Origin of the sequence: Fodinicola feengrottensis (assembly GCF_010993775.1) — a bacterium.
Taxonomy (GTDB): domain Bacteria; phylum Actinomycetota; class Actinomycetes; order Mycobacteriales; family HKI-0501; genus Fodinicola; species Fodinicola feengrottensis.
In genome coordinates, this window is record NZ_WOTO01000061.1 from 12,986 (window position 1) to 37,151 (window position 24,166).

The following is a 24,166-nucleotide window of genomic DNA, read 5'->3' on the forward strand; positions in this document are numbered from 1 at the left end:
CAAAGACCGTCGACGAGGAGAACGAGTCAAGGGCGATCAAGTCACAGCCAGCCCGCCTTCGGTTTCCAGGACGTAGGTGGGTCATCCGCGCTGCATCGCGGCGCCCTGCGACAGTCCTGGCCCCTGCGGCAGCCGGGCCATCAGGGCTGCCGGCACCTTGACCGGCGTCACACCGTCGTAGCCCAGCCAACCGAGCACGTCCCGGCTGGCCAGCGGATAGCCGATGCCAAGGTCGGTGACGACGGCGAGGGTGCCGGCGAGGGCGGTACGGCTGGGCATCACCTCGACGACCGCGATCTGGCCCGGCGGCACGTACACATAGTCGGCGAGAGCGACGCCGCCCGGGCGTACGACCGGCGGTCGCGATCTGGCGGTCCGGTGCCGGGAGAACGTCCGCGACCGACACGTCCGGAACGAACGACCCGGACGCGAAGCCGAGGCACACGGTCGTCTGGTCGGCGATCGAGACGAAGTCCGGCCGCACGGACGGCGCCGACGACTCGGTAACCGCGGTCGGCGTCGCCATCCGCGCGCCGGAGGCGATGTTCGGGCTCAGCGCCATCCCGAACGGGTCACCTTGGTACGCCTTCGCGGTCGGCGGGTAGGCGAGCTGGATGTCGTACGCGAGCTCGGAGATCGGCTGCAGCTGCGTCGTACTCGCGAGGTAGTGCTGCGCCCCACCGCCGGGCGTCTGCATGGTCAACAAAGCCCCGGACCGGATGTCCGACCGGCCCGGCACCGCCGTCGACGCCTTGCCCGCGTCGGCGACCGCGATCGGCGCGATCGGGTCGCCCTGCGGCAGCGACTCGACCAGTGCCGGGCTGACGGTGGCGACCTGGACGGACCCGACCGCGAGGCCCACGTTCACCGTCTCCGGGCTGTCGATCAGGTGCCGATATCCCTGGTAGATCAGGTATTCCGTGCCATTTCCAGCGGCCCTGACCAGGATGGACCGCTGGCCGGTCGGGAAGCCGCTGGCCGGTGGCGCGCCGACCAGCAGCACCGAGCTGACCGTCGCCGCGCCGGTCGCCGTGGTGGTGGTCGGCTCCGAGCACAGCGTCCAATCGCCGACCACCCGGTCCGGCCCGGGCAGCGCGTCCGGCGCGTCCGGGATGCCGATCTGCGGACCGCGGGTGAACCCGACCAGCGAGTTGTGCGAGACGCTGGCGGTTTCCGCGTGCTTGCCCAGCGCCAGCAGCGCCGACGAGTAGTTGATCATCGGATGCAGCTCACCGTTGAGGTAGACATACCTTGTCCCGGTCTCCTTCTCCACGATGACCGAGTTGCCGTCCTTCCAGGAGGAGTTGCCGCCCGGGAAGATCAGGCCGAAGACACCGGCCGCGACCAGGGACAGCACGCCGAGCACGAGGCCGGCCACGGCCGCGCCGCCGACCCGGCGAAACGGCGGATGCTCCGGGTCGCTCTCCTGCAGCACGAGCGCCGAGACGGCCCGCTGGATCTGGAACTGGTGGGCCTGGAGCTGGTCGCGTTTGGACGCCATGTCAACCCGCCAATCCGCGCAGCAACCCGTACAGGCCAAGGACCCAGCAGCCGATCGGTACGACCGAGAGCACCACGAAGATCTCGAAGATCTCGGCCGCCCGCGGCAGATACGGGCTCGCCGCGCGTGCGTGCTGTGCCAGCGGGCCACCAGCCCCACGACGACCGCGAGCAGGATCAGGATCGGCACGTCGATGGCCAGCAGGTACGCCCGCGTCGCGACCAACATCCAGCTGGTGGAGCAGGCCAGGCAACCCAGGCCCGCGGCCAGCAGCGCCGAGCGTTGCCGCACGATCGGGTAAAGCCTCGCCCGGAGCAGGAAGCCGATGCTCAGCACGCCCGAGAGCACGACCCCGGCCGTACCACCTTGCACGACCAGCAGGACGTTGCCGATGACCGCGGTCGCCGCGAGCGCCCAGACCAGCCCGGTGAGCAGCGAGTCCGCGCGCAGCACGGACGCGTACACGGACGAACGCGGCGGCAGCGGGTCGTCGTTGAGCAGGTCACCGGCCGTACGCGGCAGGACGGGCAGCGGCATCCGCGCCATCCAGATCGACAGCGGCGCGAAGACCGGCGAGATGATCAGCCCGAGGCCTGCCACCACCGCCGCGGCGCCGCGCCGTTCGCCGCGGTGCCGGTGGCGAGCCAGCCGCCGACGATGCCCAGCACGCCGGCGGTCGCGGCGGCGGTGAACAACGCGGCCCGGTCGACGACGCCGAACAACCCGGCGATCGCGGCCAGCAGCAGCGCCGCGCTGGCCGCCAGCACGTGCGGCGCCCCGAGCTGGGTCAACGGCAGGTTGCCAGCGAAAAGCAGGCCACCGCCCACGAACGCGTACGGCAACGCCAAAGACCCGAGTACGGCCCCGGCCCGCGCGTCGCCGGCCGCACGCGCGAGCGCGATCGCCGACGCGATGAGCACCAGCGCGACGGCCAGCGCGGTCAGCGCCGCGAAACCCCACTGCGGGCCGGCGCGCAGTACGGCCGCCAGCCCGAGCGCGGCGATGACACCGCTGCCGGCGAAACCCGCCCATCGGGGTGTGCCGTGGAGTCCAGGCGCTGGAGGCACCGGCCGAGCCGCTCGCGACCGCGTCGATCAGGTCGTCGTACTCCAGCTCAGGCCAGTCCGTCCGGGCCGGTACGAGATGCAGGACCTCGCCGTCCATCACCCGCAACGCGAACAGCGACTTCGTCCGATCCAGGCGCGTACCGTCCGCGCGGCACAGCGCCCAACCGCCGGCCGCGACGCCGTCGTCGGGCAACTGCTCACCGGCGTGCCGGAGCAGGCCCGGCAACAGTTCGGCGAGCGGCGACCGTTCCGGCAGCGCGAGATCGATGCGCCGCGACGGCGCCGCGACGGTCACCTTCACGAGATTGACTTTGTTCACCAGACCGTTGTTCATCAGACCGCTCGTCCTCTGGAATTCCCTTGTTTTCCTGCCACGTCGGCTCTGTGCGGGCGGCAGCAACCTGCCGGTCGGTCCCGCCCGTCTGGCCGGACTCACCCATCATCGGGCCGAGGACGACGGCCGGAACCCATGCGGCAGCTTGCGGTCACGGACACAACGTCAGCGCGAACCGGGTGCCGCGGTGAGCCACCCGCCGACCGTCGGATGGGTCAGCAGCGCGATGATGACCGCGACCGCGACGAACAGTGGCGTGAGCGAATACAGGTGGCCGGCGAAGGCGTTGACGGCGTTCTCCAGAATCCCGGCCGCCTCCAGGACGACCGCGAATGTACGCGCCCGCGGCCGCCGCGACAGCAGGGTCGTGAACGCGACCGCGAGCAGCACGGCCACCACCAGGTTGACGGCCAGGAGCACGTACTCGAACCCAGTGGTGACCCGGCCGTGCTGGGCCTGCTGGCCGGCGTCGCTGAACTGATAGGCCGTGACGAACATCGTCGCGACCGCCTGTACCAGCATGCCGAGGGCGGCGACCCAGACGATCTTGGGCACGCTGCGCAGCGAGGTCTCGGGCGGTCCCGACATGGCGACTCCGTGGTGGCAGGCAGAGGGGTTAACGACGGTCGTACGCGACGCTCACCAGTCACCCCAAAGAATGCGGTTGGACGTGGCGACAACGGTGCCGTCGGGCGTCTCAGCGGTCACCCAGACGTAGTGGCCCGTTCCGTAGTACTCAAACGCGTCGAACTCCTGGTAACCGTTCGAGTCCGTGTCCTGCCCGGAACCGGGGTTCCTGTACGACGCATCGTCCGAATGCGGTTTGATCTCGTAGTGCGTGTTCGGGCTGAAGCCTTGGAGCACCACGTGCATCCGATAGCAGTCCTGCTGCGGATACTGCGACGAGCAGTCGTGCGTCCCGCGGCTGACCGTCAGCGTCTGGCTCGGGAGCACTTTGGTCCGGCTCGCGGCCGCGCCGGTCAGGGTGCGCCCGTCCGGCGCCTGGGTGATCGCCCGTACCGTGAAGGTCACGCTGCTGCCTTTGGCCAGGCCGCTGACCGTGGCGTTCTCGGTGGTCACCGAACGGCTCGCCACGCCAGTCGCGCTGACCTGGTAGCGCACCAGCGAGCCGCCGTTGAGCGCCGGTCGTGACCAGCTGAGCGTCGCGGTCGTCCCGGCAGTCGTGACCGAGAGGCCGCCCGGCGCCGCGGCCGCGGCCAACGGCGTCACCGCGGCCGCGGCAGCCGCCGGCCCGTCGCCCACCCGGTTGCGCGCGGCGACGCTGAACGTGTACGCCACGCCGTTGCCTAACCCGGACACAGTGGTCGTACGAGCGGACCCCGCGACCACCTGGGAACCGGTCGCGCCGGATGAGTTTCGCCAGGTCACGACATATGCGCTGATCGTCGCACGGTTCGCGACCGCGGCACTCCAGCGCACCGTCGCCGACCCGGAACCCGCGGCCGCGGAGACGCCGGGTGGCGCGCCGGGCACGGTTGCCGGCACCGCCGGCGGCGGCCCCCCTGCGGCGGCGGCGCCTGGATCGTCGGCGGACCGGGTTCGGTGGGCGGCTGGGGCGATGTCCGTGGCGGCACCGGTGGCGGCGTCGAAGACAGCGGCGGAGCCGGCGTCTGCGGCGGACTTGATGGCTGCGGGCTGCCCGTCGGCGCTGGCGTACCGATGACGGGCGCGTCGCTGATGGTGCCGTCCTTGCCGACCACCAGCAAATGCGTACCGGCGCCGTTCTGCACATAGACGCGGCCATCGGCGCCACTGGTCATCGTCGGCATGCCGTCGCTGGCCGGGATCGGCTTCGCGTCCTTGCGGTGACCCTGATTGTCGTACGTGACCAACGTCCCGCTGGTCACGTCGACCATCGCGACCAACGGGCCGCTGGACAGCGGTCCGGCGTACCGGCCGGCGCCCAGCGGCACCTGGATCGGCTGGGCGGGCCTGTCCGGGTCCACCAGATAGAGCGTGCGACCGGTCGGGTCGAGCAGCGGCAACCGACCGTTCGCGTCGGCTGGCGAGAGCCGGGTCGCGGCTGAGGTTGGTACGCCCAGTGGCCTGCCGGTGCCGAGCCCATGGGCGCCGAGCGGGTAGAGCGTGCCCGCGGTGGTGTCCAACACCCGCGGGCTGGCTGCGGCGACCGTGGTCAGCGCCCCGCCGTGTCCCGCCGGCAGATGCCCCGGGCAGGTGGTGGTGCTGACAGCCGTCTTGGGCAGCTCGCACAGCAGGCCGCTGCCGGTGTGCAGCATCCACATCGTGCCGTCGCGGCCGATCACCGGGTCGCCAATCGCGTCGCCGACGGTGACGACCTGCGCGGATGCGCCGAGCCGGACGATCTTGCCGGAGCTGCGATAGATCAGATAGGACCCGCCGGTCGCCTCGATCGCCAGCGGTTCCTCCGCGGCCGGCGCCGCCGTCGTGCTGCTGACCCGCAGGTTCGACTTGCCGAACTGGACGACCTTGGAGTGGCCGACGACGTAGCCGTCGGTGTCGGTCTGGACAACCTGCGTACCAGGCTCGGACTGTACGTCGATGCCGGCGTCGACCTGACCGGTCGCGCCGTCGACGTGGAAGGCGGTCTGCTTGGCCACGTTGTATACCCAGTGCCCGGTCGGCGCGAACCGCGCGCCCGAGGTTGGCGCCACCACGCCGCTGACCGCTGACCGCTGCCGCCACCAGACCGAGGCTCGCCACGGCGGCGATCAACGGCGACACCAGCCGCCGGCGCCGCCGCGCCCCGCTGGTCGCAACGAGCCGTCGACCGGCATCGAGCTGCTCGGACGCACTCAGGTCAGCCACGCGTGGGACTCTACGGAACCAGACGCGGGAGATGTCCCGCATTCGCTGTGTAGTCAGCTGCAGGTCAGCACCTTTGCGACATTCTGCCCTCCACCAGGTGCTGCCGCGCCATCTTGGGCTGAGCTTGGCCGGGGTCAGTACGCTCGTGCCGCGTACTTTTGACCCCAGGAGCGCAGCACCATGACCACCAGTGTTTTTTTTTCCCCGTATCTCAGGCCCACACCCGTGCCCCCGTCGCACCGTTTGGACTCGCGCCAGCTGACCCGTACGGCCGGTGTAACCGTCGTCCTCAGTCTGCTTCTGGTGCTGCTCACGTTGCTCTTCCTCTACGCCTTTCCGTTCTTCGCGAACAACCGAATTATCAGCCTGACCAGCACAAACGCCATGTCGGTCGCGGCCGGCATCGGAGCGGCCGCGGTGTCTTTGCTGGTCCTTGGGCGGCTGCGCCAGCTGCCCGCGCCGGTAGCCACGATTCTCGTCTCGCTGGCCGTGGGTTTCGTGCCGGCGGCGATCGCCGGCGGCGTGGTCATCGTCAACACCGGCGCGCCGCAGGGCTTCGCGGTGCTGCTCAACATCCTGATCGGGGCCCTGATCTACGGCCTGGTGGCGTTGGTCCGGCCCATCCAGGTCGCGCTCGGCGCGGTCATGGTCGCGGTCTTCACCGCGCTGGCCTTCCGGTTCGTCGGCGCTCTCACGTCGACGATTTTGTTGCACTGGCTGGTGTACGGGCTGCAGCTGGGCATTGCCGAGCTGCAGCCGATCGCGATCGGCATCAACGTCGTGGTGGAGGTCCTGGCGACCGCCATCTGCGTCGCCGCGATCGTGCCGGCGGCGTGGTGCGGTCCGCCGCGGTCGCCGGGCACCCGGTCCGCGCCGGCCTGCTGGTCGGGCTGCTGCCGGGCGGGCTGAGCCTGGTGATCGACCTGATCAGCTGGCTGCCCGTACTCCTGTTCCCGACCGACGGCGACGGCTCGACGATCGACTTCTGGTTCACGGTCGGCGCCTCCGCCGGCTATGCCCTGGTGGGTACGTCGCTTGGCGCGTTGATCGGCGTCCTGGTGGCGCTCGTCGCCCGCCCCGCCCGGATCGTACTCAAACCGACCTGACCTCCAAGGAGCCCGATGCCGGCCGTTGACCCGGATTTCGACCACCTGGTCTATGCCACCGCCGACCTCGCGGCGACCGTCCGCCGGTTCGCCGAGCTGACCGGGATCACGCCGGCCGAGGGCGGCCGGCACGTCGGCCGCGGCACCCGCAACTTCCTGGCCGGCCTCGGCGGCCGGCGCTACCTGGAGATCATCGGCCCGGATCCTGACCAGCCCACGCGGACGCGCGCGCCGCGTCCTTTCGGCATCGACGACCTGTCCACCACCGCGCTGGTCACCTGGGCCGTACGCGCGACGGATCTCGAAGAGCGGGTCTCCAAGGCGCGTACGGCCGGATACGACCCGGGCTCGATCGGCCTACTGTCCCGCCGCACTCCGGCCGGTGACCTGCTGCAATGGCGGCTCACCACGCCGGCGTCGGGCGACCGGCAGGGCATCGTGCCCTTCCTGATCGACTGGGGAACCACCACCCACCCGGCCGACGCCAACCTGCCCGCCGTCGACCTGACGTCCCTCATCGCCACCCATCCCGACCCGGCGGCGGCCGAGTCGCGACTGGCCGCTCTCGGGGTGACCTTGCCCGTACGACCCGGCGCCGAGGAAAGCCTCACAGCAACCCTCCAGACCCCACACGGCTGGGTCACCCTCACCTAGCGGCAGCGATGCGCGCGGCGGTCGGTGTTGTTGATCTTGGTTAGTTGGCCCGTACGAAAACGACATTCCGGACTGATGCCCGTTATGGGTGGGCCAACTAACCAAGATCAACACCGGGCATCCCGGAAGGTTGGCCTCGGACGTACCAGTGCGGCGACGAGGAGACCCCCGCCGCCGCACTGGAACGCGAAACCTACTGGAGAGCGAAAACCTAACCGATCTTGTACGTGTACGGCAGGACCGAGATCACCTCACCGGTGCCCTCGAACGGGATGCCGGTCGCGCCGGTCGGCAGGGTCGGCACCGTCACCAGGTTCAGGTGGCCGGTGACCGTGGAGCCCTTGGCGCCGTTCGGCGTGATCGTCACCATCACGACCGCGCTCGCGCCCGGCTGGATGACCGCCGGCGCGCCGAAGCCGCCGTTCGGGTCCACCGAATTCGCGTACGGGTCGTTGGTGGACGAGGTGACTGCCTTGTCGAAGCCAGCGGTCCGCATCGACGCGGTGTACGACGCCGTGCCGGACGGAGCACCGGATGGGCCGAACGGGCCGATTTCCTGGACGCTGCCGAACCAGATTCCCTTGCTGATGAATCCGGTGTGCTCGGAGATCGTGGCGATCGAGACCGTGCTGCCGTTCTGTGCGGCCTGCAGGTCACCGAGCACGTCGATGCCCGCGGCCGAGCCCTGCAGCTCGATCTGCGCCGGCACGCTGGAAGACGTGGCGACGCTGAGCTTGCTGGTGTCCGGCGGCACCGAGTAGACCGGCGCGTTGGAGCCGACCTCGGGCAGGTCCACCGTGGTGTTGCCCTGGATGGCCACCGGCTGGATGGTCTGCACCGTGTTCGTACGAGCGTTCACGCCCACCGCGATCGGCTCGACTCCAGTGTTGTGCACAATCACCGGCACCTGCGTCGCCTTGCCCGCCGTCAAGGTCGTGTGCGCCGACGCGGCAGGCCCGCGGCCTTCACGTCCACCTTGTCGTAGCCGACGGTTCCGTTGAACTGCTCGGAAATGTCCGAACCGGTCACCGGGTTCTGTACGACCACCACGAAAGTCCAGCGGCCGGGCAGCAGCGGGTTCGCGTCGAACAGCTGGACACCCTTGCCCTGGGTGACCGTCTGGTACGACGGGTCCAGCGAGGCGTTGCTGTTCACGTCGGCGAGTTCGCCGTTCGGGTCGATCAGGATACCGTCGACCAGGTCACCGGCGTCCTTTGCCAGCGTCAGCGCGACATCCAGGTCACGGTGCCCCTTCGCCACGTCGAACTGGTAGCTGAAGGTCTGCGCCGGCGACTGCGCCCGCGCGTTGCCACCGGTGATGGCGCCACTGAACGTACCGCCGCCGTGGTTGGTCGGGATCAGGCTGCGCAGGATCACCGACTCCGAGGTCTGGTGCCCGTCGGAGCTGGCGAAAGTCGCCGAGTAGTCGGCGTCCCCCCACCGCTGGCCGGCGTGGTCATCGAGACCTTGACCTGCTTGCTGGCACCCGGCGCGAGGATGAAGTTCGCCGGGCTGATCTGCCCGTACGGGACAGTGCGCTCGTTGTCGGTGGCGAGCTGGATCGGGCCGGTGTAAGCCGCCCGCGCCGGCCAGCGAGTAAAGCACCGCGGTCCACGTGCCGGCCTTGGGAGAACGTACGTCCACGTTGGCGTAGTTAGCCGTCGCGGGACCGCCCTGCGGCCGGCTGTTGGCCACGAAAGTGCCGTCCGGAGCCAACAACGTCATCCGTACGACCGGGGTCACCGACGCACCGTTGACGGTCTTCGGGCTGCCCTGCCAGGCCATCCGCTCGAACAGCCGCTGCGAACCGGCCGGCACGGTGAACGTGACCTTCTTGTACGCCCACGTGGCTCCGTTGTAGTAAGAGAAAGTCGGCAACGTGGAGGAGTCGAAAGCGGTGCTGGCGCGGGCCGACGAGATCGGCGCGAAACCACGGGTGCCACCGGCCACCGTCAACGCCTTGTTGCCCACGTTCGTGACCTTGACCGTGCTCGACTGGGTGCTGCCCGGCGCGCCGGACAACGTGACCTGGTTGGTCGACAGGGTGATGTTGGAGCTCACGCCGGCCGGGGCGCGGGAACTGCCCGGCGCGGTCAGCGCGGCCTCGACGGCGGCGCGGGCATCCAGCAGACCCGAACCCTGCTCGTCGGCCGGCAGGCCGAGGTCGCGGGGGTGGTGCCGGTGATCAGCTGCTTGACCAGCGCGGGAGACGGCGAGGCGCCCTTGTGGGTGCCGCGGTACGCCTGAATGACCAGCGCCGCGACGCCGGCGGTCAGCGGGGCCGACTCGCTCGTACCGCCGAAGGACTGCACGTCGGCGCCCTGCGTCGGCGACTGGAACGTCCGGCATTCGGCGTAGGTCGGCTCACAGTCCGACCAGTTACCCTCGCCGGGCGCCACCAGGTCGACCGTACGGCCGCCCTGCGTCAGGCCGGACGACGACAGCGCGGAAATGTTGTCGCTGATCCATTTTCCGTTGGAGAACGGGAAAGCCGCGTACGTGGTCTGCGCGTACAGCCGGTTGTCCGTGGTCGCGCCGGCGGAGATCACCAGCGGGTCGGTGGCCGGCGAGCCGATCGTGCCGGTGATGCCGGCGTCGCCGCTGGAGGCGGTGACGGTGATCCCGGCGGCGACCGCCTGGTCGTTGAAGACCTGGAACAGCGCGCGCGAGCTGCTGTCCGGGTATTGGTTCAGGCCGAGCGACTCGTTGATCACGTCGACGTGGTCGACGGTCACCGCGTAGTCGATGGCCTGCAGGACCGCGGAGTTCGTCGCGGTGGAGCCGAAAACGTTCAGGCCGACCAGGCTGGCGCCCGGTGCCACGCCGCGGATCCGGATGTTGCAGCCCGGCGGCAGCGGGTGGGCCTGGTTGACGAACTTGGAGAGGTCGTGCACGACAGTGCCCTGCGCGGCGATCGAGGAGGCGTCACCGTACGCTTCGGCCCCGGCGTCGGTCGTGTTCGGCCCGTCCCCGGAGAAGTCCTGGTAGTCGGCGAAAACGTGGCTGCCGTCGGGCCGGATGAAGTCCGCGTAGTTCGGGTTCATGTTGTCGGCCAGGAAGGCGACCTTGACCCCGGCACCGGACGCCAGGTCCGCGGCGCTCTTGCTGCCGTCGGTGCTGGCGGCGTGGATGGAGGTCAGCGCCTCCGGCTCCAGCAGCGGCTTGCTCGGGTCGGCCGGGCAGATCGCCCCGGGCGCGTCATTAGGCGTCGCGGCCTTGGCCGAGGTGCCGGTGCTCGCGCCCGCGGCCGGGCCGGCGGTCGGCGCCGGCAGCTGGACCTTGGAGTCGGGAAGGACCGCCGCGACCGACGGGTCAGCGGCCAGCGCGGCCGCCTGATCCGGCGTCACGGTCGCGGAAAACGCGTTACCCAGCGCGAAATGCTTGACCTTCGACGGTTTCGCGCCGGACAGCCGGCCCAACACCGCGTCCTGGGCACTGGTCGCCTTGGCCTTGCGGTTGGACGACTGCGCCTTGGTCGCCGGGTTGGCACCCAGCTGGTCGTGCAGCACGACCACGACGGCGCGGTCGGCGCCACTCGCGGAAGCGGGCTTCACGGTCGACGGGCCCGCGGTCGCGGGCTGCCCGATCGCGAACGGAATAGTGACCGCCAGTGCCACCGCACTGACGACCGTTCTGGTCCTTCTTTTTGCCGAGTGCATTCGCCGCCTCGTCCCCTCACCGCGGAAGAAAAAAATTGCCAGAACCCGGGATAAAGACCCAGGTCCGGAGTGACTATTGCCCGGCGTACGAGCGCAGCACAATAGGCGAATCGGCTGAGCGGAATTGGTCGGTTTTAAAGTGAAAAAGAACAAATACCCGAATCACTGGATCGTGTTTGTTTTGCGGTGATCAACAACAGACCAAGAAAACTTTGGATTCAGAACAGGGTCCTTTAATGTTCGGAAAAAGGCGAAGGTGGAGCGGCCGGATTGGGGCGGCCACTCCACCTTCTACTCGGGGAGATCCTGGACGGATCTGTTCAGTTGTGTTCGTACGACCTCAGAGGCGGTTTCTTTGCCAATCGGGAGCGCTATCCGCCGAACAGCCCGTTGAGCTTGCCCATCAGCGCGGAGTAGTTGCTGGCGGCGCCGTCGGTGGCCGACACGAGCTTGTTGAACGCGCTCTGCACCTGGGTGAAGTGCGCGTCGTATTCCTGGTGCTGCTTGGAATAACCCTCGGAGGAGCCACCGTCCCATTTGGACAGGGTGTCCTTGGCGGCCGAGTTGATCTCGTTCAGGATGCCGTTGAACCGGCCAATGTAGCTCTGCTGGTCCGACGCCAGGTTCTGCAGCCCGGAAACGTTGCCGCCGACCTCGTACTGTGCGCCCATGACAAATCCTCGCTCTCAGGTTCGGCTTAGCGGTTGGGGTTGGCGATCAGGGCAGACAGGCCGGAGCTGGCGCTGGACAGGTCGTCACCGGACTGCTGATCGGTGGAATTGACCCCGGTCTGCGCATCACTCAGGTGAATACCGTGCGTGTTGATCCACTGCATCAACTCACCAAAACGACCCACCAACTCGTTCTTCGCGTTCTGGAACGCCACCAACCCATTGCCCTGAATCACGTCCTTCCTTGGACATGTCATCAATCAACGCGTTCAACTGCTGCTGAATGCTCTGCGCCTGCGAACCCAGATGCTGCCCGCCCTGACCCAACGCATTCGCCTGAGTCAAACCAATGAAGTTGTCAGCCATCGCACTCACTCCCTTGTGTTCCGTCCCCCGGCTCCCCGCCGGGCATGACACAAGAATGCCGGTCGGGCCGCCCATGCGCCTCCGCGGACCGCGGAGGTGGCACGAACTGGGGACCCGGCCGGCTCTGAGCTGCGATTTCTCCCCTCAGCCGCGGTGACAATCGGATTCCGATTGCGCCAACGGCACCCACTTCACCTGCGGAAATGTGCTGGCACGTGACAATCGGACATCGACCTCAGTCGGGTACGCCGGCCGCCAACCGCTGCGCCGCCGCCGCGACGGCGTCCAGCGTCGGTCGTAGGGCCGGGCTGAGCAGCTGGCCGTCGCGCTTGACGACCTTCCCGGCGACCAGCACGGTGTCCACGTTGCCGGGGTGCGCCGCGGTCACGACCGCGCCGATCGGGTCGTGGTGTACGGCACCGACGAGGTTGAGCGCGTCCGTACGCAGCAGCACGACATCGGCCTGTTTACCAGGGCTTAGCGAGCCAATCCGGTCCCGCATGCCCAGCGCGGCGGCGCCGTCGATGGTGGCCATCCGCAGGACGTCGGCCGGGCTGACCCGTACGCCTTCGCCAAACTGTCCTGTCAGCAACGTCGCCCGCATCACCGAAAAGGGGTCGCCGGCAACAGACGTCACCACGTCGACGCCCAGCCCAGTGGTCACACCGAGTGCCGCCAGCCGTCCGACAGTGGGCGCGCCATGGCCCATTCGCGCCTCCACCGCGGGCGTGATGGACACCGCGCCGCCGGACTCGCCAATCAGTTTCAGCTCGTCGTCAGGCAGCGAGTTGGCGTGCACATAAGTCGTGTCCGCGGTCAGCAGGCCCTGGTCGCGGAGCGTCTCGATCGGCCGATGCGCGACCGGCCCGGAGCCACGTGGACGAAGATCCGCAGCCCCAGCTCCGCGGCCATCCGCCAGTCTTCGATCGTCTGGTCAAGACGCTGGTACGACGGCCCAAGCGGCCCCCCAGCGCCATCGTCACCAGCTGCGCGTCCGACCGGAAATACTGGTCGCGTACCCGCCGCACCTCGGACGGCGTGCGCTGGTCACCGGCCGCCACCGAGTAGCCGTACCCGAAAACCGCCCGAATGCCGGCCTCGGTCAGCCCGGCGACCGCCGCGTCGGCGTGCTCGGGCCGGCGCTGGATGTGCGAGAAGTCCTGCAGCGTGGTGATGCCCGCGTCGAGGCACTCCAGCGCCCCCGCCAGCGTGCTGACGCGTACGTCCTCAGAGGTGAATCGCGAGGCCAACACGCCTCCGACCAGATCCAGGTAAGCCATCAGATCGATGTCGACGGCGACGCTGCGCAGCGCGGCCTGCCAGGTGTGCCGGTGGGTGTCCACCAGCCCGGGCATCACGATCCGGTCAGTGGCGTCGTCGATCACCTTCGCGTCCGCGACCGACAGCTCCGGCCCGACCGCGACGATCCGGTCGTCCTCGATCAGCACGTCGGTCTTTGGCCGTACGACTGGTGCCGGCTCTCGGTGTCGATCACCCAACCGTTGCGCAGCAAGGTCCGTTCCATCAGTGTCACTCCTTCAATTGAAAAGCTTTTCACAAAGCTATCACGTGAAGGGTTGCCATTTTCACGTTCCCTCTCCGCTGGCGGTCGCCTAACGTACGAAGCAACCAGCGCGCGACCCCTTATGGAGCAGACCGTGAACTCACCGGACAGTGCCGACTTCCTCGACCTCGACAGCGAGCTGACCGGTGAGGAACGGGACATCCGCGACGCGGTCCGGGCGTACGCGAGCGCCGAGCTCGAACCGAACATCGCCGACTGGTACGAGACCGGCGCGCTGCCGGCGAAGCAGCTCGCCAAGGGCTTCGGCCAGCTCGGGCTGCTCGGCATGCACCTGGAGGGCTACGGCTGCGCCGGGCACCAGCGCCGTCGCGTACGGCATCGCCTGCCGCGAACTGGAGGCGGTCGACTCCGGGCTGCGCAGTTTCGTGTCCGTGCAGGGCTCGCTGGCGATGTTCGCGATCCACCGCTGGGGCACCGAAGAGCAGCGCCAGCAGTGGCTGCCCGCGATGGCCACCGGCGAACTGCTCGGCTGTTTTGGCCTCACCGAGCCCGATGCCGGCAGCGACCCCGGCAGCATGCGTACGCGGGCCCGCCGCGACGGCGGCGACTGGGTCATTGATGGCACCAAGATGTGGATCACCAACGGCACGGTCGCCGATGTCGCGGTCGTCTGGGCCCAGACCGACGAAGGCGTCCGCGGTTTCGTCGTACCCACCAACACCCCGGGTTTCAGTGCCAACGAAGTGAAACACAAGCTCTCACTGCGCGCGTCCCTGACCGCCGAGCTGGTGCTGGAAGGCGTACGAGTGCCAGCTTCGGCCGCCTTCCCCGAAGTACGCGGCCTGCGCGGCCCACTCAGCTGCCTGAACGAGGCCCGCTACGGCATCTTGTACGGCGTGGTCGGCGCCGCCCGCGCCTGCTACCAGTCCGCGCTGAACTACACGCTGAACCGCGAACAGTTCGGCAAACCGTTGGCCGGTTTCCAACTCACCCAACGCAAACTCGCCGACCTGCTGGTCGAGGTCAACCGCGCCGGCCTGGTCGCGCTGCGCATCGGCCGCCTCAAGGACGCCGGCAAACTGCACCACAACCACGTCAGCTTCGGGAAAATGGCCAACGTCCGCAGCGCCATCGAAGTCGCCCGTACGGCTCGCACCCTGCTCGGCGCCAACGGCATTTCGTTGGAATATCCGGTCATGCGGCACATGGCCAACCTGGAAACCGTGCTCACGTACGAAGGCACCGAGGAAATGCACGCCCTCAGCCTCGGCCAGGCCATCACCGGCCTCGCCGCCTTCCGCTGACCCCACCGAAGGTAACGAAACGGCTCAGTCTTTCCGGACTTGGGTGAGCCGTTTCGTTATATTCGTGGAAAACTAGCTTCTCAGGTCGTAGACGGTCTGCCCGCCGACTGTCTTCGCGGTGTAATGGGCGGCGACCCAAGTGGCGATCGCTGTTCCGGAGCCGTCTCCGCCGCGGCCCTGCTGCCCGCCGCCGATGTAGTAGCTGATCTTGCCCTGCGCGACATATTGTTGGAACTGCGCCAAAGTCGGCGAGTTGTCCGTACCGCTGAAGCCGCCGATGGCCATCACCGACTTCCCGGACGCCAGTTCCAGGCTGGCCGCGCCCTGCGAGCCGTTCGTGGCCGCCGCCCACATTGTCGAGGTGGCTTTCACCAGCGCGGTGAGCTGGCTGTTAGCGGTCGCATCCCCACCAGGACCACCGCTTTGGTTGCCAGGCCGAGAAGTCCCGGAGGTGGGTGGCTGCCCATCAAAACCGCGCTGACCGCCCGAGCCTGGCTGTCCGCCACCGAAGTTCGGCCGGCCACCTTCCCTGATGATCATCCCTCCGGAGGGACCGCCACCGAACCCTCCCTGACCGCCGGCTGAGGCTGGCCCAGAGGTGGGAATCGAACCGTTGTGTGGCACCGATGCGGTCGCCACCGCGTATGCGGACGCGCCACCGAATCCGGTCATCACCGCCGCGATCGCCGCGATAACAGCGATCCGCCTCGTACGATGGGCGCCGACCAACAGACCAGTCGCGGCCAACACGCCAGCGATCACTACGATCCAGCGCAGCGCCGGCAGCCAGGAAGAGTCGCGGCCCAGCAGGTCGTACGCCCAGATGCCAGTAACCGCGACCATGGCGGCAAGCGCCACCCGCGGCGCGATTTCGGTACGAGAGCGCCACAAAGTGACCGAACTGATGCCGATGAGCGCACCGATCGCCGGCGCCAACGCGACTGTGTAGTACGGGTGGATAATCCCACTCATGTAGCTGAAAACCAGCCCGGTGACCAGCAGCCAGCCGCCCCAGAGCAGCACTGCGGCCCTGGTCCGATCAGTGCGCGGCGCACGCCGGCCAACCCACAGCACAGTAACCATGCCGATCAAAGCGGCCGGCAACAGCCACGAGATCTCACTGCCGAAAGAGTCCGAGAACAGCCGGGTAATGCCAGTGGCACCACCAAAACCGCCACCCCCACCGCCTGCTCCACCACCGCCGCCGAAGCCACCGGCGCCACCGCCCTGCCCGAAAATCCGGCCGAGGCCGTTGTATCCCAGCGCCAGCTCCAAAAGGCTGTTGTTGGTCGAGCCGCCGATGTACGGGCGAGAGGCCGCCGGCCAGAGCTCGACCAGTGCGACGAACCAGCCGGCGGACACCAGCAGCGTCCCGCCGGCGGCCAGCAAATGCAGCAACCTGCGTGGCCACGAGAACCTGGAAACCACCAGATAGACCAACACAAACGCCGGCAGTACGAGGAAAGCCTGCATCATCTTGGTAAGGAACCCGAAGCCGATCGCGGCACCGGCCACCATCAGCCACAGCATCGCGGCCCGGCTGGACACCTTTTCCAGAGCCCGTACGACACAGTAGGCAGCGGCCACCATCAGCAGGGTCAGCAGCGCGTCCGGATTGTTGAAGCGGAACATCAAGACCGCGACCGGGGTCAACGCCAGTGCGGCGCCGGCGATCAGGCCGGCGACTGGACCGGACCACCGGCGTACGGCGGCATAAAGCAGCGCGACCGCGGCCACTCCGCACAGTGCCTGCGGAATCAGCATGCTCCAGCTGGAAAATCCGAAGACCCGGCCGGAAAGCGCGTCGAGCCAGAGCGCGGCCGGCGGCTTGTCGACGGTGATGGAGTTGCCGGCGTCCAGCGAGCCGAAAAGCAAGGCCTTCCAACTTTGTGTGCCGGCTTGGACAGCGGCGGCGTAGAAAGTGTTCGCATAGCCCGAAGCCGCGAGATTCCACATATAGAGGAACGCCGTTCCGACCAACAGGACCAGCACGGACGGGCGTACCCATGCCGATTGCCCCTCCGGGCCCAACAAAAATCGGCGTACGGGCGGCGGGATCCACGTCCTGCCGGACCCGCGGTTGATCTGCGGTGACTGTCATCGGAATGCCTCTTTCGATTTCTGGCGCGGGAAGGCCCAGATTGACGGCGGTGACTGTATGCGGCCTGTGTCCCGAATAGGCGTCCGCTGTGACCGGAACACCCACAGGTGGGAGCTATTGGTCGCACAGGTGACGCACAGCCGGCGCATGGACTCTGGAGACAGTCACCACCCAGGACGGGAGGACGGCCGGCATGGCCTGGAGCCCGACCGCGCGCCTGGTCGTCTCGGATCCTGCTGTGCTGCCCAAAGCCCGCGCGATCGTGACGGCCGAGCTGGCCGCGATTGATCGGGCGTGCAGCCGGTTCCGGGCCGATTCCGAGCTGATGCGCGCCCATCGCGACGGCCGGCCGGTGCCGGTCAGCCCACTGCTGTCGGAGTTCGTCGCGGCCGCGTTGGACGCGGCCCGGCAGACCGACGGGGACGTGTCCCCCACGGTTGGCTCGGCGCTCAACCAACTCGGCCACGACCGGGATTTCGACCTGCTGACCGACGGCGGCACAGCCGTACACGTCATCGTCCAACCGGCTCCCGGCTGGCGGCGGGTCCGGCTGGCCGGCGGGCACCTGACCGTGCCGGCCGGCGTCGTGCTGGACCTCGGCGCGACCGCCACAGCGGTGGCCGCCGACCGGTGCGCCCGGCTGGTGGCCGATCGCTGCGGGGTCGGCGCTCTGGTCAGCCTCGGCGGCGATATCGCCACCGCCGGCTCGCACCCGGGCGGTTGGCAGGTTTTGGTGCAGGACCAGGAAGACGACCCGGCTTGTACGGTACGAGTGCCGGCCGGTGCGGCGATGGCGACCTCCAGCACCCGGAGCCGGCAGTGGGTCCGCGACGGCCGGCTGCCGCACCACATCATCGACCGGCGGACCGGCCAGCCGGCCGCCGCGGGGTGGCGAAGCGCATCCGTGGTGGCCGCCAGCTGCCTGACCGCGAACGTGGCCTCCACCTGCGCTTTGGTACGTGGTTCGGGGGCGCTGCCATGGCTGCGCGACCGGCGGCTGCCGAGCCGACTGGTGGGCCAGGACGGCAGCGTCCACACAGTCAACGGCTGCCACCTTCTGCCCCTTCTCCCCAGCCCTGAATTCAAGTGACGTGAAGCCGTTGCGGTGACAGGATCCGGGTGTGGATCTGGACGGTTTCGTACGGGACGGCTATGTCGTGGTGCGTGCCACGTTCGACCCCACCACGGCTCGGGAATGTCGGGACTTGATCTGGGAATCCCTTGCTGCGCAAGGGATTCAGGAAGACGACCAGACGACTTGGACCCGCTCATGCGTCAGCGTCGACTGCCCGGAGGCGGAGCCGTTCGCAGCGGCCGCCGCGTCGCCGGCGTTGTCCGCCGCGTACGACGAGTTGATCGGCCCGGGCCGATGGACGCGCGGAAAAAGGGGTCGGCGGCTCGGTGCCGGTCCGGTTCCCGTCGGAGGACCGCGGCAACGCCGGCTACCACATCGAGGGCAGCTGGGACAGTCCCGACGGTTACCGGGTGAACGTACGGTCCAGGGCCAGGGGGGGGTCTGCTTGCGCTGTTCCTTTTCTCCGACGTGGGAGACGACGACGCGCCGACCCGGCTGGTGACCGGTTCGCACCAGCACATCGCGCGAATTCTCGCGCCTTATGGAGAAACTGGCGTCACCAGCGAGGAAGTCGAGAGCAAGTGGCGGCCGTCGATCCTCTGCCGGCGCACCGCGCACGCCACCGGCAGAGCCGGCGACGTGTATCTCTGCCACCCTTTCGTCGTCCACACCGCCACCTGGCCACACCGTGGCACGACACCCCGGATGATGGCCCAACCAGCTGTGCACGTACGCAGCGGATTCACCCTCGACGGAACAGACACGTCCCCGGTCGCCCAGGCCATCATGGCCGGCCTGTCCGGCACAGACTGAGTCGAATCGAGGCATTGTCAACGAATGCAACGAAACAGCTGCCTGTTCGTTAATCGCAAAAGCGAGCCTACGGCTGCAGTGCCGCCTCAACCCTGGCGCGGACAGCACTTGCCAGTTCGGCGTGGGCGGCGTTGAGGTCTATGGCGTCGGGTTCCAGGAGGTATTGCTGGGCGATGCCGCGCAGGGCGCCGACAAACCAGGCGGCCATGCCTTCAAGGTCGACGCCGGTGTCTTCGGTGACACCGGAGCGCCGCATGCCTTCGACGAAGGCGTCGCGGAATTTGCGGCGGAGCCGGACGAATTCGGAGCGAAGGTGCGGGGACGGGCCCAGAGACTCGAGCAGCAGGACGTAATAGACGCGGTAGGCGACGGTGCCTTCCATGACCATTTTGCGGTGCGCCAGCAGCGCAGCCTCCATGGCGGTGGCGAAGTCCGCGGCGGCGGCCAGTTCGGGCAGCAGAACCGCTTGCTCCCACTCTTCGATGACCTTGCCGACGACGGCGGCCAGCAACGCGTCCTTGGATCCGAAGTGGAAATTCACGGCGGCGCGGCTCATGCCGGCGCGGGCGCCGATCTCGGCGACGGAGGTGGCCTGGACTCCCTTTTCGGCCAGCAGCGTGAGCGCCGCGGCGAGGAGCCGTTGACGGCTCGCGGCGGAGCGTTCTGCCTGGGTGGCCACACGGAAACCTTCCTCGGCGGGACTCCTGGTCTATACCAAATATACCGTACGACGTTAAGTTGCTAAACGCTTCGCAACAATGTACGGTTTGCTCCAGCGCTCGCTGGCACCCCCCCGACCTGCGAGCGCGACCTGTCACCAGTCATTCGGCAGGGGCCGGTCGAGGTGTTTCGACGCCTTGACCGCCGGGCAGGTTTGCAAGCAGCGGCCCACCGCTTCTGCCGGGTGGGTGGGCCGCTCGCTTCCTCCCCGCATTCATGCGGGTCGAGAAAATTCCCCGCTCGCGCACATAAACTGCGCTCTTATGCTGGGTGTCAGCTGTGTGTTCAACAGCCGACCGCTGTGCACCACAACATACAGCGAACGCCCAGAATTCCTTATTGTCTGCACAGCCGGATTTCATCGACGCGGCCAACTATCTCGGATAGCTTTCGAAGTGTCAGATCAACACAAAAGGAGGTGAAGAAAATGGCATTCACCAGGGTCACCCCGCGCAAAACCAGTGTGCCGCCGGCCGCAGCCGCGCAAGCCCGCGCCGCGCAAGCCCATCCACAAGTAGCAACGAGAAAATCCCTGAGCCGGGGCGGGCATTCATTAGCCCGCCCCGGCTTTTCGTTTCCACCAAAGGAAAGTCAGATGGCCAACTCGCCCAGTGCCGCGGTCCGGCCGTTGCTGCGACGGTTCTGGCCGTACGCGCGCCCCGACCGCGGCCGGCTTTTCGTGGCGGCCGCGCTGACGCTGGGCGGCGCGGCCGGTGAGCTGGTCGCGGTGGTGATGTTCGCGGAAATCACCGACAACGCGTTGGCGACCGGAAAGCTCGGCGGATTCTGGTGGCCGGCAGCGGGTTGGCTGGGTGTCACCGCGATCGGCGGAATGACCTCGTATTTCGCCTCCATGGTGACCGCGAAAGTAGCCGAACGATTCCTGCTCAGGCTGCGAGACGCGGTTTTTCGCGCACCTGCAAAGGCTCTCGCCGGATTTCTTCGCTGGCAGCAAGATCGGCGACCTGGTGAGCCGACTGTCGTCCGACATCGCGGCGGTCGAACAGCTGGTGGTCTCCGGCGCCGTCGAATTCTCCACTGCTGCCGCCTCAGCTTTGCTGTTCGCGGCCGCCGCGCTCCTTATCCGCTGGGAACTCGCATTGGTGGTTTTCGCGGTGGCACCGCTGTTCCTGCTGGCCGCGCGATATTTCTCCGGTCGACTGCAGCGCGCCTCAGTGGACGAGCGGGCCAGCAACGGCGACATCGCGGCCGCGGTGCAGGAGGGACTGGCAAGCGTTGCGATGGTCCAAGCGTACACCACCAACAAAACGCTGAGTCCGACCGGCTGCACCGGCATGGTTTGGCTTGGATGCGGGCCAAACTCAGCCAGAGCAGAGCCACCGCCGCCTATGGACCGCTGGTCGACCTGGTCGAAGTGGCCTGCATCCTGGGCATCATCGGCCTGGGCGTCTGGGAGATCGCGGCCGGCCGGCTCACCCTTGGCGGGACTGCTCGCTTTCGTCGCCTACCTGGGATTTCTCTACCCGCCCATTCAACAGCTCGGCCAGCTGAACCTCGCCATCAGCGAGGCCACCGCCGGTTCGGCGCGACTCACCGATTTGCTGGCGATCGAGCCAGCGGTCGTGGACGCGCCGCTGGCGATCGCGCGGCGCCGCGGGCTCGCGGGGTCGTCGAGGTCACCGACGTGACCTTCCACTATCCAGGCGCCGAGCAGCCGGCCGCTGACAGCCTTACTTTCGTGGCCAACCCACGGGAACTGGTGATGATCACCGGGTCGAGCGGGGCCGGGAAATCCACCATCGCCAAGCTGTTGCTGCGATTCTACGATCCGGATCGTGGCGAGATCCGGTTGGACGGCGTCGTCGACATCCGAGCGCTGACGCTCGCCTCGCTCCGCGAGAACATCACCCTGGTTCCCCAGGAAACCGTGGTTTTCCATGCCACGATCAGGGAAAACATCCGCTACGCCCGGCCACAGGAGAGAGAGACGAGGACGTCGTACGGGCCGCCGCCGCGGCGGGCGCGCATTCCTTCATCACCGCGTTGTCGGACGGCTACGACACGGTCGCCGGTGAGCGCGGCAGCCGACTCTCCGGCGGCCAACGCCAGCGCGTCGGCCTCGCCCGTGCGCTCCTGCGCGACACTCCCGTGCTGGTCCTGGACGAACCCACCGCAAGCCTGGACGCGGTCGCCGCCGACCGGTTCCTGGAGCCGATCCGGATGATCGCGAAGAACCGCACAGTCATCATGATCACCCACGACCGCCGGCTCACCCGGCACGCGGACCGACTTCTCGTGATACAGGACGGGAAACTCGACCGCGCCAGCTAGTCCGAATCGCGAGATGTATCCGCGCAGTGGGTAGTTGGTGCTGTACATCCCCCAGTCGAGGCTGTAGACTCAGCCGTCGACGGTACGAGCCCGTGGATCCCGATAGGCCGCGATCCGCTGCTTGGCCGCCTTCACCGCGTTGTCCAGGACCGCGGCCTCGGTCGTGGGCTTGCCGCCCGGGGTGATGCCGAGACTCGCGAAACGTCGTACGGCTGGCTGGTCGGCGGCAGCTGGCGGATTGGCGGCCATCAACGTACAAAGCCTGGTGAAAAACGTCGACCCGTCCATCGCCGCGACGGTGGACATCGGGTTGGCTTAAGCGTGTCGCTGCACCAACGTTCTCGCCCGTCGGCGTTGAACGCGCGCGCTCTATGTTTCGTTGGGATTATTGTGAAAGTATCCAATTCCTGATCACCCGTACGCGGCCATATTGTCGGCGCCGGCGGTAGAATTAATGTCATGGCCGCCGGCGACGAAGTCACCTCTCCAGAGCTCTGGAGGTGTGACCCGGACGAGCTCGGCGAGCTGCTACAGGAGAAGAAAAAAGCGGTCTGGCTACTACAGGTCGAAGTGTTGGACATTGTCGCGGCGATCCACCGGGGAAACGTCGGCAAGACGCTCGGGCACCGCAACACCCTGGGCATGCTGCAAGACCTCCTTCGACTGTCCCCCACAGAGGCATCCCGCCGCTACAAACGGGCCCTGAACCTGTGCCCCAGCCAAGCCCTGACCGGGGAAACACTCGCACCCACACTCAGCATCGCGAGTGAGGCGATGCGCCGCGGGGAACTCGCGGACTCCCAGATCGACACGATTGTTGGGGTCGTGACCAGGCTCCCGGCCAGGGTGACCATCAAGGACCGTGAGGAAGCCGAAGCGTCGCTGGTGGAGCACGCGAAACGGTACACCGCACCAGGCCTAGCCAAAGTCGGGCGACGGATCCATGATCACCTGGGCCCCGACGGACCGGCGCCGTCCGAACACGAAAACGAGAAACCACGCCGCGAACTGTCCTTGCACACCGGGACAGACGGACGCCTGAACTTCAGTGGCTCGTTCGACGGGGAAACCGGCACTTTGTTCAGTGAAATTCTGAGCCCCCTGGCCAAACCCCGCCCCGCCGAGAATGGCACCCCTGATCAGCGGTCAGTGTCCGAACGCAACGGGGACGCGCTCGCGGAAGCGTTGAATCTGATCGCGGACTCCGGGAAACTCCCCGTCCAGGGCGCCGAGCGGCCGCATCTCACCATCACCATCAACTGGGACATGCTCCGCGACCGCCTCGGAGTCGCATACCCACACAGCGGCGCACCGATTTCCCCAGAAGGCGTCCGACGGCTTGCCTGTGACGCGGACATCATCCCGATCGTGCTGGGCAGCGACAGCGTGCCCCTTGATGTCGGACGCAACGAACGACTCATCACACCAGCCCTACGCAAAGCCCTGATAGCGCGAGACAAAGGCTGCGCCAGATGCGGCCGACCACCCCGCTGGACGCGGGGGCACCACGTGCAGCACTGGGCCGATGGTGGGCATACCTGCCTGCCTTGACAATTGCGTGCTCCTGTGCGATCGCTGTCATCGTTTGCTGCACCACGGCGGTTGGGATGTACGCATTGTTGACGGAATTGTTGAATTCCTGCCGCCCGCGTACGTTGACCGCGAACGAAGACCCATCCGCGGCATCAACCAACTCGCCGCATAGAAAAGCCACCCGGCCGCCGGGCACCACCACGCCCGGCGGCCCACAACCCTGCAGACGAGCCATCACCCATCCTTCTCAACAGACCTGAACCCGAGAACCGCCAACAAACAGTGGCTTGTCGGATTGTGTCCGCTGTTGATGAGGGCTCGCCACTCACAATCTCGCCGCGCTGGCCTCACCGCCCGACACGCCGAAGCGGCGCGAAACTGTCGTACCGATGCTGTTTTCTGGCCCCCCCCTTTGAACGGGCGGGGGGTGGGTTTGAGGACCGACGTCCACTAAAAATTGCAAATTTGCCTCTCTCGACCCCCCCCCCCCGCCCGTCACTGGGTGGGGGCAACTTTGCGGTTGGGTACGACAGTTTCGCGCCGCACCTGGGTCTATTCGCAGGTCGGCGAAACAGTCCGCGGCCTCGGTCCGCGCAGGGGGACGAGCGCGACGCACGTCAGCAGCCCGCAACACTCA

General features: G+C 67.8%; 25 protein-coding genes and 6 pseudogenes. 10 read left to right on the plus strand and 21 right to left on the minus strand.

All coding sequences use genetic code 11. From position 1 onward, the window contains the following. Nucleotides 1–81: 81 nt before the first annotated feature. The 9 genes and pseudogenes from GNX96_RS66035 to GNX96_RS39280 form a co-directional block, all read right to left on the minus strand. Complete coding sequence (locus GNX96_RS66035) at nucleotides 82–318, minus strand: type VII secretion protein EccB (protein WP_390624261.1); 237 nt, start codon at nucleotides 316–318, stop codon at nucleotides 82–84. A gap of 109 nt (nucleotides 319–427) precedes the next feature. Then, nucleotides 428–1,501, minus strand: a pseudogene (gene eccB / locus GNX96_RS67455) (type VII secretion protein EccB); the annotation flags it as partial. 1 nt (nucleotide 1,502) lies between these two features. Next, a complete protein-coding gene (locus tag GNX96_RS67460) occupies nucleotides 1,503–1,577 on the minus strand; it encodes a hypothetical protein (RefSeq protein ID WP_452124504.1) in 75 nt (24 codons plus the stop codon). Between the two features lie 122 nt (nucleotides 1,578–1,699). Beyond that, a pseudogene (locus tag GNX96_RS67465) lies at nucleotides 1,700–2,104 on the minus strand (hypothetical protein); the annotation flags it as partial. Then, nucleotides 2,083–2,568, minus strand: a complete 486-nt coding sequence (locus GNX96_RS58710) for a hypothetical protein (RefSeq protein ID WP_279582675.1) — start codon at nucleotides 2,566–2,568, stop codon at nucleotides 2,083–2,085. The pseudogene GNX96_RS67465 and the gene GNX96_RS58710, both read right to left, overlap by 22 nt. An 85-nt stretch (nucleotides 2,569–2,653) precedes the next feature. After that, nucleotides 2,654–2,902 (minus strand): annotated as a pseudogene (locus tag GNX96_RS66040) (EsaB/YukD family protein); the annotation flags it as partial. A 165-nt stretch (nucleotides 2,903–3,067) separates the two neighbouring features. Further along, nucleotides 3,068–3,490 carry a hypothetical protein gene (locus GNX96_RS39270; RefSeq protein WP_163572755.1) on the minus strand — a complete coding sequence of 141 codons (423 nt, stop codon included), beginning with the start codon at nucleotides 3,488–3,490 and terminating at the stop codon, nucleotides 3,068–3,070. Between the two features lie 51 nt (nucleotides 3,491–3,541). Continuing rightward, on the minus strand, nucleotides 3,542–4,396 hold the full coding sequence (locus GNX96_RS39275) for a fibronectin type III domain-containing protein (RefSeq protein ID WP_163572756.1): 855 nt from the start codon (nucleotides 4,394–4,396) through the stop codon (nucleotides 3,542–3,544). Then, nucleotides 4,288–5,559 carry a hypothetical protein gene (locus GNX96_RS39280; protein WP_163572757.1) on the minus strand — a complete coding sequence of 424 codons (1,272 nt, stop codon included), beginning with the start codon at nucleotides 5,557–5,559 and terminating at the stop codon, nucleotides 4,288–4,290. Before GNX96_RS39280 ends, GNX96_RS39275 begins: the two co-directional genes overlap by 109 nt. Before the next feature lie 331 nt (nucleotides 5,560–5,890). Here GNX96_RS39280 and GNX96_RS39285 point away from each other — a divergent pair, with 331 nt between their 5' ends. From GNX96_RS39285 to GNX96_RS39295, 3 genes are read left to right on the plus strand one after another with little or no spacing between them, the layout of a single operon-like run. Further along, entirely contained in the window at nucleotides 5,891–6,619 is a 729-nt protein-coding gene (locus tag GNX96_RS39285) for a hypothetical protein (RefSeq protein WP_279582676.1), read from the plus strand. A gap of 5 nt (nucleotides 6,620–6,624) precedes the next feature. Continuing rightward, entirely contained in the window at nucleotides 6,625–6,816 is a 192-nt protein-coding gene (locus tag GNX96_RS39290) for a hypothetical protein (RefSeq protein ID WP_279582677.1), read from the plus strand. 15 nt (nucleotides 6,817–6,831) lie between these two features. After that, on the plus strand, nucleotides 6,832–7,470 hold the full coding sequence (locus GNX96_RS39295; RefSeq protein ID WP_163572760.1) for a VOC family protein: 639 nt from the start codon (nucleotides 6,832–6,834) through the stop codon (nucleotides 7,468–7,470). A 211-nt stretch (nucleotides 7,471–7,681) separates the two neighbouring features. On the opposite strand, the gene GNX96_RS58715 is transcribed toward GNX96_RS39295, so the two are convergent. From GNX96_RS58715 to GNX96_RS58735, 8 genes are all read right to left on the minus strand, one after another. Then, nucleotides 7,682–8,401 carry a hypothetical protein gene (locus GNX96_RS58715; protein ID WP_279582678.1) on the minus strand — a complete coding sequence of 240 codons (720 nt, stop codon included), beginning with the start codon at nucleotides 8,399–8,401 and terminating at the stop codon, nucleotides 7,682–7,684. Then, nucleotides 8,398–9,531, minus strand: a complete 1,134-nt coding sequence (locus tag GNX96_RS58720) for a hypothetical protein (RefSeq protein WP_279582679.1) — start codon at nucleotides 9,529–9,531, stop codon at nucleotides 8,398–8,400. Before GNX96_RS58720 ends, GNX96_RS58715 begins: the two co-directional genes overlap by 4 nt. A 32-nt stretch (nucleotides 9,532–9,563) precedes the next feature. After that, nucleotides 9,564–11,087 carry a S8 family serine peptidase gene (locus GNX96_RS58725; protein ID WP_279582680.1) on the minus strand — a complete coding sequence of 508 codons (1,524 nt, stop codon included), beginning with the start codon at nucleotides 11,085–11,087 and terminating at the stop codon, nucleotides 9,564–9,566. A gap of 413 nt (nucleotides 11,088–11,500) precedes the next feature. Next, the gene (locus tag GNX96_RS39305) at nucleotides 11,501–11,800 is read right to left on the minus strand and encodes a WXG100 family type VII secretion target (RefSeq protein WP_163572761.1); all 300 of its coding nucleotides are present in this window, start codon (nucleotides 11,798–11,800) and stop codon (nucleotides 11,501–11,503) included. A gap of 26 nt (nucleotides 11,801–11,826) precedes the next feature. Continuing rightward, nucleotides 11,827–11,964 (minus strand): hypothetical protein, encoded by a 138-nt coding sequence (locus GNX96_RS39310; protein ID WP_163572762.1) that lies wholly within the window; start codon nucleotides 11,962–11,964, stop codon nucleotides 11,827–11,829. A 4-nt stretch (nucleotides 11,965–11,968) separates the two neighbouring features. Beyond that, nucleotides 11,969–12,166, minus strand: a complete 198-nt coding sequence (locus GNX96_RS39315) for a hypothetical protein (protein ID WP_163572763.1) — start codon at nucleotides 12,164–12,166, stop codon at nucleotides 11,969–11,971. 235 nt (nucleotides 12,167–12,401) lie between these two features. Next, on the minus strand, nucleotides 12,402–12,965 hold the full coding sequence (locus GNX96_RS58730; RefSeq protein ID WP_279582681.1) for an amidohydrolase family protein: 564 nt from the start codon (nucleotides 12,963–12,965) through the stop codon (nucleotides 12,402–12,404). After that, nucleotides 12,943–13,614 (minus strand): amidohydrolase family protein, encoded by a 672-nt coding sequence (locus GNX96_RS58735; protein ID WP_279582682.1) that lies wholly within the window; start codon nucleotides 13,612–13,614, stop codon nucleotides 12,943–12,945. The genes GNX96_RS58730 and GNX96_RS58735 overlap by 23 nt, the downstream gene beginning before the upstream one ends. A gap of 198 nt (nucleotides 13,615–13,812) precedes the next feature. Here GNX96_RS58735 and GNX96_RS39325 point away from each other — a divergent pair. Further along, nucleotides 13,813–14,995, plus strand: a pseudogene (locus tag GNX96_RS39325) (acyl-CoA dehydrogenase family protein). A gap of 72 nt (nucleotides 14,996–15,067) precedes the next feature. Here GNX96_RS39325 and GNX96_RS39330 read toward each other — a convergent pair. After that, nucleotides 15,068–16,987 carry an ArnT family glycosyltransferase gene (locus tag GNX96_RS39330; RefSeq protein ID WP_452124500.1) on the minus strand — a complete coding sequence of 640 codons (1,920 nt, stop codon included), beginning with the start codon at nucleotides 16,985–16,987 and terminating at the stop codon, nucleotides 15,068–15,070. Between the two features lie 302 nt (nucleotides 16,988–17,289). Between GNX96_RS39330 and GNX96_RS39335 the strand changes: the two genes are divergently transcribed. The 3 genes from GNX96_RS39335 to GNX96_RS58745 are packed head-to-tail and all read left to right on the plus strand — an operon-like array spanning nucleotide 17,290 to nucleotide 18,984. Further along, complete coding sequence (locus GNX96_RS39335) at nucleotides 17,290–18,186, plus strand: FAD:protein FMN transferase (RefSeq protein WP_163572764.1); 897 nt, start codon at nucleotides 17,290–17,292, stop codon at nucleotides 18,184–18,186. Between the two features lie 31 nt (nucleotides 18,187–18,217). Then, the gene (locus GNX96_RS58740; RefSeq protein ID WP_279582683.1) at nucleotides 18,218–18,673 is read left to right on the plus strand and encodes a hypothetical protein; all 456 of its coding nucleotides are present in this window, start codon (nucleotides 18,218–18,220) and stop codon (nucleotides 18,671–18,673) included. Then, a complete protein-coding gene (locus GNX96_RS58745; protein WP_279582684.1) occupies nucleotides 18,640–18,984 on the plus strand; it encodes a 2OG-Fe(II) oxygenase family protein in 345 nt (114 codons plus the stop codon). The genes GNX96_RS58740 and GNX96_RS58745 overlap by 34 nt, the downstream gene beginning before the upstream one ends. 67 nt (nucleotides 18,985–19,051) lie before the next feature. On the opposite strand, the gene GNX96_RS39345 is transcribed toward GNX96_RS58745, so the two are convergent. Next, on the minus strand, nucleotides 19,052–19,663 hold the full coding sequence (locus GNX96_RS39345) for a TetR/AcrR family transcriptional regulator (protein ID WP_163572765.1): 612 nt from the start codon (nucleotides 19,661–19,663) through the stop codon (nucleotides 19,052–19,054). A gap of 632 nt (nucleotides 19,664–20,295) precedes the next feature. Further along, entirely contained in the window at nucleotides 20,296–20,559 is a 264-nt protein-coding gene (locus GNX96_RS39350; RefSeq protein WP_163572766.1) for a hypothetical protein, read from the minus strand. A 56-nt stretch (nucleotides 20,560–20,615) separates the two neighbouring features. Between GNX96_RS39350 and GNX96_RS39355 the strand changes: the two are divergent. Further along, a pseudogene (locus GNX96_RS39355) lies at nucleotides 20,616–21,353 on the plus strand (ABC transporter transmembrane domain-containing protein); the annotation flags it as partial. A 74-nt stretch (nucleotides 21,354–21,427) separates the two neighbouring features. Further along, nucleotides 21,428–21,996 (plus strand): annotated as a pseudogene (locus GNX96_RS58750) (ATP-binding cassette domain-containing protein). A gap of 69 nt (nucleotides 21,997–22,065) precedes the next feature. On the opposite strand, the gene GNX96_RS39370 reads toward GNX96_RS58750, so the two are convergent. After that, nucleotides 22,066–22,302, minus strand: coding sequence for a hypothetical protein (locus GNX96_RS39370; RefSeq protein ID WP_163572769.1), 237 nt, complete (start codon nucleotides 22,300–22,302; stop codon nucleotides 22,066–22,068). Between the two features lie 153 nt (nucleotides 22,303–22,455). Between GNX96_RS39370 and GNX96_RS39375 the strand changes: the two genes are divergently transcribed. Then, complete coding sequence (locus tag GNX96_RS39375) at nucleotides 22,456–23,547, plus strand: HNH endonuclease signature motif containing protein (RefSeq protein WP_163572770.1); 1,092 nt, start codon at nucleotides 22,456–22,458, stop codon at nucleotides 23,545–23,547. Nucleotides 23,548–24,166 lie beyond the last annotated feature (619 nt).